This window comes from Sulfitobacter sp. HI0129 (genome assembly GCF_001635395.1).
Classification (GTDB): Bacteria; Pseudomonadota; Alphaproteobacteria; order Rhodobacterales; family Rhodobacteraceae; genus Sulfitobacter.
Window position 1 is genome coordinate 1 of sequence record NZ_LWGH01000665.1, and the last position, 8,427, is coordinate 8,427.

Genomic DNA, 8,427 nt, shown 5'->3' on the forward strand with positions numbered 1-8,427 from the left:
GACTTGATGGTCTTGAAGAACGTCTCGACCATCGCGTTGTCATAGCAGTTCCCGCGCCCGCTCATTGAGATAAGAAGGCCTCGTTTTCGGAGCAGTGCCTGATAGTCGACAGAGCAGTATTGCGACCCGCGGTCGGAATGATGGACCAGCCCCGTCGCAGGGTTGCGAGCCACCAAGGCACGCCGCAGAGCTTCGACCGCAAGATCGCGCTTCAGGCGGTCACTCGTGGCCCAGCCGACGACGCGCCGCGAGAAGAGGTCGAGAACGATGGCGAGGTAGAGCCAACCCTCTGCCGTCCAGATATAGGAGATGTCCGCTCCCCACTTCCTGTCCGGGCCATCCGCCGTGAAGTCCTGCGCCACCAGATTGGGCGCGACAGGCCAAGCATGTTCGCTGTCCGTCGTGCGCTTGAAGCGCCGCTTCTGACGCGCGATCAACTGGTTCTCGCGCATGAGACGCGCTGTGCGATGCCGCCCGATCTCGTGCCCTTCGTCGACGAGGTCGCGGTGCATCCAGGGGCTGCCGTAGGTGCCATTCGACAGCGCGAAGGCCGTTCGGATATGGGCCAGATAGACCATGTCCTGCTGCTGACGACGACAGGCGGGACGCTCCTGCCAGGCGAAGAACCCGCTCTGGCTAACGCCGAGGACACCGCACATCCGGCTGATCGGGAAGCTGGCCTTCTCCGCTTCGATGAAGCCGAAGGTCATCGACTTCCCTCTTTCGCGAAGAAGGCCGCGGCTTTTTTTAGAATGTCGCGCTCCTGCTTCAGGACCGCATTCTCTCGCCGCAGCCGCTTCAGTTCAGCATGCAGATCGATGGGGGTCTCACTCGGCTCAATGGCGTCGCGCTCCTGGCTCAGCCACCGCGTCAGCGTCGATAACCCGATACGCAAATCTTCCGCGATCTCCCGCCGCGTCCTGCCGCTCGTCAATGCCAGCCGAACTGCTTCACGCCGAAACTCCGGCGTCGGCCTGTTTCCGTTTTCCATAGAACACCTCCTGGTTCCTCAGTTGGTGCTCTCCACTTTTGAAGGGCAAGTCCAAACCCGTTGCGATAGGCGGAGGAGGAGGGCATGTCCTGCGTCTGGTCGATCAGCACCCCAGAGAGCTGGCCGGCGTCGGCGTAAAGCCGTTTCAGGTGATCCAGCAGCTCCTCATCCGACAGGCGCGCGGACCGCGCTGTGATGATTTCCTGCGCAGTCAGGAAAAAATCGAGCGGCACGATCCCCTCAAAGGCGCCTTCTTTGCGCACCCACATTTCGGGCGGGTTGTCCACGTGCAGCTTCTTCAGCTTGAAGGAGGAGCGGTTGTAGACGTTGTTGCCGATATACTTCTCATTAGTCAGAACCGTGCGCACGGTGCCAGACGTCCAGGGTCGATCCAGATCCGTGGTCACGCCTTCTTCGTTCAGGCGGTCGGCGATCTCGCGGAAGGACAAGTCCTCCTCGATCAGCCAGCGATACATCTTGTTGACCCAGGCCACTTCCTCGTCGGGCCCGGGCATCAGGATGACACGGTCGGTCTGCAGTGACTTGTGCTCACCGCGTTTCAGCTCGCCCTTGATCTCGCCGCACTCGTTCACAAGCACGCGGCGCAGCCCGAAGCCTGCAGCGCCGCCCTGACGAAACCCCAACTCGATCAGGCGGCACTGGCCGGCGAAAACCTTGACCGAGAGCTCCCGGCTGTATTCCCCTGCCATGGCCCGTTTGACGCCTTTGACGATGGTCGAGACGGGCGAGCCATCATTTTCGAACTGCTCGGCGCAATAGGCGACGTTAATGCCGGCCCGCTTGCAGATGTATTCGTAATAAGCGCTTTCATCGGCATCCTGGAACCGGCCCCAACGGCTGACGTCATAGACCAGGATCACGTTGAAGTCGGCGGCACCGGATTCCACATCCGCGATCAGCTGCTGAAGCGCCGTGCGCCCACCGATGGAAAGGCCACTTTTGCCGTCATCGGCGTAGGTCTTGATGATTTCGATGCCGCGCTTTTCGGCGTATTCGCGGATCTTGTCGGACTGGTTGTGGGTCGAATACTGCTGGTGCTCGGTCGACATGCGCACATATTGCGCCGCCCGAAACTCGGTAATTTCGCCACTCCCGTCCAACTCAGCCTCCGATCCGTGTTCAAGTCGGTCGGACGTTTGCTTGGGTGGCGATCTGTATCAAGTTGATAGTGCTGGATTATTCCATTATATCAATGAGCTGCTCGAGTATCGGCCCGTCATCTTTATCAATACGTCATATCACTTACAGAAAAGCATACTTGCATTCGTTCAGCATTGAGCGATATGTTGGCTGCAGTCTTTAGTGAGGTTCCAAGATGACATTCCATGATCGCGGTACAAGTTGGTTTCTAGCTCAGCTGAAGCCCAACTGTGCCAACATCGCGGATAAAAACCTCAAGCGTCAGGGCTTCCAGACTTTCCTGCCGCTCGAAGAGGAAACGCGCCAGCGGGGCGGCAAGTTCGTCACAGCCATGCGGCCACTTTTTCCAGGCTACATCTTCGTGGCCTTCGACGTGGCACGCGGTCTCTGGCGCGCAGTCAACTCGACCTACGGCATCACGCGGCTTGTAAGCTTTGGTAAAGAGCCGGCGGCGGTGCCGCTGGATCTGGTCTCGCAGCTAATGCTGCGCTGTGACGCCAAGGGCAAAGTGCTACCGCCAAAGCTTTTGAATCCCGGCGATCAGGTGACCCTGACCAAGGGTCCCTTTGCCAATTTCGTGGCTGAGGTGGAAAAGATTGCGCCCGACCGGCGCGTCTGGGTCCTGATGGAAATCATGGGTGCGCAGACCCGAGTGGCCGTCGGTGCGGATCAGTTGAGGATCCTGTAATAGCCTTAAAAGGCAAGATCGTCGATACCGCCAGATTTAGGAACGAAGTTGTCCCAACTTGCGGATCACTTTTGATGCCACAAAGAGTAACCCTGATCGACCGGTCACCTCTTGGTATGCTTTGATGCATTCTTTCCAACCTAATAAGACAGAGCCAAAATTCGCGCTGCTTGCGCCGCCACTTCTCATTGTGACCAAAGTCTTCTTAAGGTATCTACTCGACAGCTTTAATTCGTTAAGGAGTTGCAGTTGCTGCTTAAAGTCTGAAGATATTTTATATTTCGGATCAAACGGTTGTTTCAGCTTCAAAAGCGAATCTCTTCGCACAAAAATAGCAGGATGCGGAATCTGCATTCCTGAAAGGCGCCCACCCTTTAGTTCACCAGTTTTCCAGTATCTCGCGACCTTTCCTTTATCATCAATAATTTCAATATCGCCGTACACAACATCGCAGCTTTCTGTATTGAAAATATCTTCGATGTCTCTAAGCGCAAAATCATATGAAAAATAATCATCTGAGTTCAAAAAACCTACATAATCATTTTTTGTATGGGCAAAGCCTTGGTTCATGGCGTCGTAAATGCCCACATCCTTCTGTTCAACAATTTCAATCATTCCAGGCTTCTGGCTTGCAATTTCTAGCGTCTCGTCTTTTGATCCTCCATCTTTGATGATATGTTGCACCAGAACGCCTTTTTGCCTTCTTACTGAATCAATCGTATCGGCAAGTGTCTTCGCGCTATTAAGGGTCACTGTGACAATCGAAAAGGACATCGTTTTTCCAGGTTCGTGATTTTTTGATACTATATTTAAAAATTCAATCATTCAGTGAAAAATATTTCGCGTTTCGGATCTGGCGAAACAAATTCGCTCTTGAGGGTTCGATCGATCCCTTCTTGGAGTGCGAAAGGCGTTTTGAACCCATCCAACTCTTCTTTTGCTGATCCAAAAGCGGTCGATGAGCAAAACTTCTTTACACGTGTAGAGCTCAGCGGCAATTTTTTCCCTGTGAGGCTCGTAAAGCCATCTGCAGCATAGCCCAAGATCACACCGATCCAAAATGGAAGACGCAACCCGACAGTGTCCTTGCCTTTCAATACTTCACGGACCTGGCGAACAAGCGTATTCATATCCAAGTCTGGCGTATCGACATAATTGAAAACTGCATATTTTCGGTCTGTTTCAATGCACTTCTCAAGGAAAGCTACAATGTTACCTATATACGCCATGGATTTGCGGTTTGTTCCCGCACCAACCATTACAAAATTTCCAGATGCAATCTGCTTCAACAGATTATAAACATTGCCCCTGTTCCCTTCACCGAAAATCACGGTAGGTCGAACAATGATCAGGTCATTGTCCGCTGAGGAGTGCCATGCACGAAGTTTTTCTTCAGCCTTATACTTGGTTTTTCCATACTCGTTGAATGGATTGATTGCGCCGGCTTCATCAGTGCCTGGCTCTGCGAACCCGTAAACGGCAACAGAGCTGGTAAATACAATTTTCCGAATATTCTTCTCGGAACACACCTTTGCAATGTTTGCTGCGCCCTTAACATTCGTACGCTCGTATTCCGCCTTATCGCGAACGTCATCACGGTGAACCGCCGCTAAGTTAACCACAATATCACCCGTAACCGTCTCGCGCAGGCTTTCTAGGTCGCGCACATCGCCGATCTTGTACTTATCGGGAAAGCGTTGGCTCTGTTTGATATCGATGATCTCAAACGGAATTTGGCGGTCCGCCAGCTTCTGACATAGATTAGTACCAACGAAGCCGGCACCACCGATAACACAAACTTTCTTAAATCTTGTCATGTATTGTACTCAATTTTTAGAGTGACCATTTTTGCGGGTGTGTGGTTCTGGCCATGATAAAAACACCTTGCCATTTTCTATGGGCGGCTCTCCATATGGATCCTTTGAATGCGCCTGTGCGCACTCATGTAGATGGAATGAAGAATTCGTTTTTCTTCCTCATCTCCGGCAGTTGGTAACATGAGTGCAGAACGGCGTCGAGCCTGATCAAGGTAGCCATATGGTACCTTGTAAATGTCCTTTGTCATTATGCTGTGCATTTGCTCCAGCTATCTTAGCTCTCGGCCGGGCGAGTCGATCCCCTTAATCAGTTTCGCTGTCGGCGATCGAAGAAGAAAGAAGGGCATCAGGGGCATCGCGATCGGTCTTTCCCGGTTCCCGTTGAGGTATCATCGTCCTGTGATCTGGTCAAAGTGAAAGTCGTTGTGACGTTCGTAGTTGTGATCGCGTGGGCGGATCACTGTCGACAATCAGCGGACCACTTTCGATCTTAGGCCCGCTCGAACCGGTTAACTTGCGAACTCAATCCCGAATCAATGATTGCAATGACTTAAGGGGTAGAGAGGGTTCGCGGCCAGACCCGATCCCTCCGCCACGGTCTTTACGGTCCTGCCCACGGAAAGATCGACGAGGCCTCCGACCATTCCCGCCCAAACCCTCACGCCCCCCCGCCGTCTTCTTCCTTAACTTCGTTCGGTTTCGGCGCGGAGAGATACCCCGCGACCACGCGAAGCAACTTAAAGGACGTCGCGGCGTCGTTCTGGGNGACGGACAGAAACTCCTCGCTGCCCAGCCGTAGCGCTCTAAGCGGGGTGTGGGCGCGGAATTCGAGTTTGCGGGGCTCGTTGGTGATCAGTCCCAGTTCGCCGAGCAGGACGCCGGTGCTCACCTCCGTCACCATGTCGCCGCCGTCCGAAGGGTGTCGGTAGAGGCCGGCCTTGCCTTCGGTGATCAGATAGGCGCCATCATCGGGGGTATCGCCGGCGTGGAAGATTGTCTCGCCCGCATCCGCATCGAACCATTGTGCGCCGAAGGCCAGCAGGCGCAGTTGCTTGCGGTCGAGCGTGGAGAAGATGGGGGAGCCTTGCAGGTAGCGCACCTTTTCCTGGAGGTCGGCGGTGGCGGCTGGGTCCTTTTCGGCGGGGGTATCGGGCTGCGCTGTAGGCAGGCGTCCGTCGATCAGATCCACCGTCATGTCGAAATTGCCGGAATTTTCGAGGTCGGCTTCCAGTATCAGCAGGGTCGCCTCGGGCAGCAGGCGGCGCAGTTCGGCCTGAACGGTGGGCCGGTCTTCGGCGGCGAGATGGCCGAGCGCGTTTTCCAGCAGCAGGATGTCGGGCCGGCGGATGGCGGCGCGGCAGAGGCACAAGAGCACCTTGAGTTGTGACGTGAGGTTGCGGCCCTCCAGTTCGGTCGCGATATCGAGGAAGAGGGCCGTCACGGGCCGTTCGAGGCCCGCGTTTGCAAGCACCTCGCTCGCCCTGCGCCGCAGGGTGTCGGACTTGTTGGCAGAGGCCTTCGAAAATCTACCGAAGACGAGGTTTTCCACCACGCTGAGTTCGCCATTGTAGCTCGCGGCCTCCAGCGGCTCGAACAAATCCTCGCCCAGTGCGGCCCTGAGCCGGGGCGCCTGTTCGTGCCGGATGCCCAGCACCCTGTCGCGCAGGGGCTTGCCGAAGTCGATGCCCAGTTCGGTGGCCGAGACCTGGAAGGGCACGCTCAGCAGCAGGGCGATTTCCTGCTGGGACCATGCCGGTGGCGCGCTCCCCTCGGGGTGATCCGCGTGGCGCTGTGCCAGGGTGCTCACCCGCTGATAGAGGTCGGGATCGAGGTTCAGTCGGTTGAAAAGCGGATGGTCGGTGCCGTCCGATCCGAAGGCCTGGGTCAGCAGCCCGATGATGTCGAAAGCGGTCGCCAGCAGGTCATCGCGGATGCCCAATTCTTCCAGCAACGGCAGGAAGGCTGCGCGCTCCATCAGTACTTCGGGCGTGATCGTCTGGCGGGGCAGGGCGAAAAGAAGGTTCTCGATCACCGTGAGCGCGGGGTTATATGCCCCCTGTTCAAACCGGTGCAGCGCGTCGGAGAGGTTTTCGCGCTCCACCTCGCGCGCCATGTCGGGGCGCAGGCCCACGATACGCTGGGCAAGGTCTTTGTGCCGGGCGGCTTCGATGCGCGCGGTCTGCGCCCGGCGGAAGATGACCTGCCCCGGATCGAGCGCCTTTACGAGGTCGTGCCACCAGTCGATCACCTCGGCGGCGCTCTCCAGCCCGACGATGGCAGGTGTCAGCCAGCTTTGTGCGGTGGGCACCTGTGCGGCCCGCGCTGCGGCCTCCGGATCTGTGCCGGTGTCGGGAATTTCCGGCTGGGCCGTGCTCAGCAGGGGCATTTGCAGGTTTTCGGCCACGTTCCCGCGAAAGACATAGCCCGACGGGCCCGCCGCGCCGATGCGCGCCGCGATCACGCGCTGGTGCAGATCGACCAGCCGGTCATCGCCGATCCGCACCTCGCCCGTGGCGGGCAGAATATCCCGGGTCAATACGCCCACCAGCGCGCGGCGCTCTTCTTCCTGCGCGGCGCGGATGCCGATGCTGCCGCCCCGGGGGACCCTGAGGTTCAGCCCCTTGAGCACTTCATGTCCGTCGGCATCCATCACACCGAGGTTTTCCAGCACAATGTCGCCCCGCAGCCGGGGCAGGGGGGCGGGGGCGTTGCTGTCGTCCAGCTTTTCCTCGTCGATGAGGCCACGCGGGGCGAAACGTTCGGTGATGGTATGCCAGCGCTGCGACATCTCCTGTATCTGGGTGTAATAGGTCAGCAGTTCCTTCCAGGGCGACGACAGGTCCTTGTAGGCGGCGAGCGCCGCCACCAGCGCCCCGATCGTCACGGAACCCTGGATCACCAGATAGCCGCCGATCGAAAAGAAGAAGAACGGCGTCAACTGCCCGATCAGGTTGTTGAGGAACTTCATGAAGAATTTCTTGCGGTAGATCCGGTACCGGATCGCGAAAAGTTGGGCCAGCCGATAGCGGATCTGCGCCAGCCGGTAACTGCGTCCGCCATCCACCAGCAGGGTGCCCGCGCCCGCTGCCGTTTCACCCACTTCGGTCGACAGACCGCGCACCTGCTGTATCCGCTGCTTGTTCAGCTTGTTGATCTGCGCCTGAAGGTGAGGGATCAGCCAGGCCTGCAGGGGGATGAGCGCGACCGAGGCGAGCCCGAACCAGAAGCTTTGCAAAAAGAGAAACCCGAGGATGGTGATCATCTGCCCCGCCTGCATGAGCGGCTGGGAAATCGCGTCGCCCATCATGCCGCCCATGGGTTCGGATTCCGCCGTCACCATGGAAACGAGCTCGCCCTGCGATACCGCCTGAAAATAAGGCTTGGGAAAACGCGTGATCCGCTGGATGAGCATGAAGCGGAACCGCTGCAGCAGCCGTTCCGCGGTCACGCCTTTCATCGTGTTGATCCGCATCTTCAGCAGACCATGGGCGATGACCGACACCAGAAAGGCGATGCAGAGCACGCCCAGCAACACCAGTTGCGGCAGTTCGACACCGAAGAAGACGACCGTATCGCTTTGCGCGCCGATGGCATCGTTGATGATGCGCTTCGGCAGTTCCAGCGTGATGTAGAGCAGGGGGAAGAGACACAAAGTAAGCACGCTGAGCAGAATTTGCTGACGTTTGGACTGTTCCCAGATGAAGGAGAAAAGAGAGGCGTTCACAATCACTCGCGGACAAAGGATAGCGGTTCGGTGCCCCGGCCGGTAA

Annotated in this window: 5 protein-coding genes and 1 pseudogene; 1 reads left to right on the forward strand and 5 read right to left on the reverse strand. The window is 57.2% G+C overall.

Features of this window, described 5'->3' with window-relative positions:
- Both A3764_RS17030 and A3764_RS17040 read right to left on the reverse strand, forming a co-directional pair.
- Positions 1-991: pseudogene (locus A3764_RS17030) on the reverse strand (IS3 family transposase); the annotation flags it as partial.
- Complete coding sequence (locus A3764_RS17040; RefSeq protein ID WP_330220264.1) at positions 931-2,112, reverse strand: recombinase family protein; 1,182 nt, start codon at positions 2,110-2,112, stop codon at positions 931-933. The pseudogene A3764_RS17030 and the gene A3764_RS17040, both read right to left, overlap by 61 nt.
- 215 nt (positions 2,113-2,327) lie before the next feature.
- Between A3764_RS17040 and nusG the strand changes: the two genes are divergently transcribed.
- Entirely contained in the window at positions 2,328-2,840 is a 513-nt protein-coding gene (gene nusG / locus A3764_RS17045; RefSeq protein ID WP_067921558.1) for a transcription termination/antitermination protein NusG, read from the forward strand.
- A 36-nt stretch (positions 2,841-2,876) separates the two neighbouring features.
- Here nusG and A3764_RS17050 read toward each other — a convergent pair whose 3' ends face one another.
- The 3 genes from A3764_RS17050 to A3764_RS17060 all read right to left on the reverse strand — a co-directional run bounded on the left by A3764_RS17050 (position 2,877) and on the right by A3764_RS17060 (position 8,387).
- The gene (locus tag A3764_RS17050) at positions 2,877-3,614 is read right to left on the reverse strand and encodes a glycosyltransferase family 2 protein (protein ID WP_161487187.1); all 738 of its coding nucleotides are present in this window, start codon (positions 3,612-3,614) and stop codon (positions 2,877-2,879) included.
- 47 nt (positions 3,615-3,661) lie between these two features.
- On the reverse strand, positions 3,662-4,657 hold the full coding sequence (locus tag A3764_RS17055; RefSeq protein ID WP_067921561.1) for an NAD-dependent epimerase/dehydratase family protein: 996 nt from the start codon (positions 4,655-4,657) through the stop codon (positions 3,662-3,664).
- Between the two features lie 658 nt (positions 4,658-5,315).
- Positions 5,316-8,387 carry an ABC transporter transmembrane domain-containing protein gene (locus A3764_RS17060; protein WP_443069391.1) on the reverse strand — a complete coding sequence of 1,024 codons (3,072 nt, stop codon included), beginning with the start codon at positions 8,385-8,387 and terminating at the stop codon, positions 5,316-5,318.
- Between the last annotated feature and the right edge of the window lie 40 nt (positions 8,388-8,427).

What these genes read in the sequence shown, in the direction of transcription:
- A3764_RS17055 (WP_067921561.1), bottom strand. Translation starts at nt 4,657, where the DNA reads ATGACAAGATTTAAGAAAGTTTGTGTTATCGGTGGTGCCGGCTTCGTT.
- nusG (WP_067921558.1), top strand. Translation starts at nt 2,328, where the DNA reads ATGACATTCCATGATCGCGGTACAAGTTGGTTTCTAGCTCAGCTGAAG.
- A3764_RS17050 (WP_161487187.1), bottom strand. Translation starts at nt 3,614, where the DNA reads ATGTCCTTTTCGATTGTCACAGTGACCCTTAATAGCGCGAAGACACTT.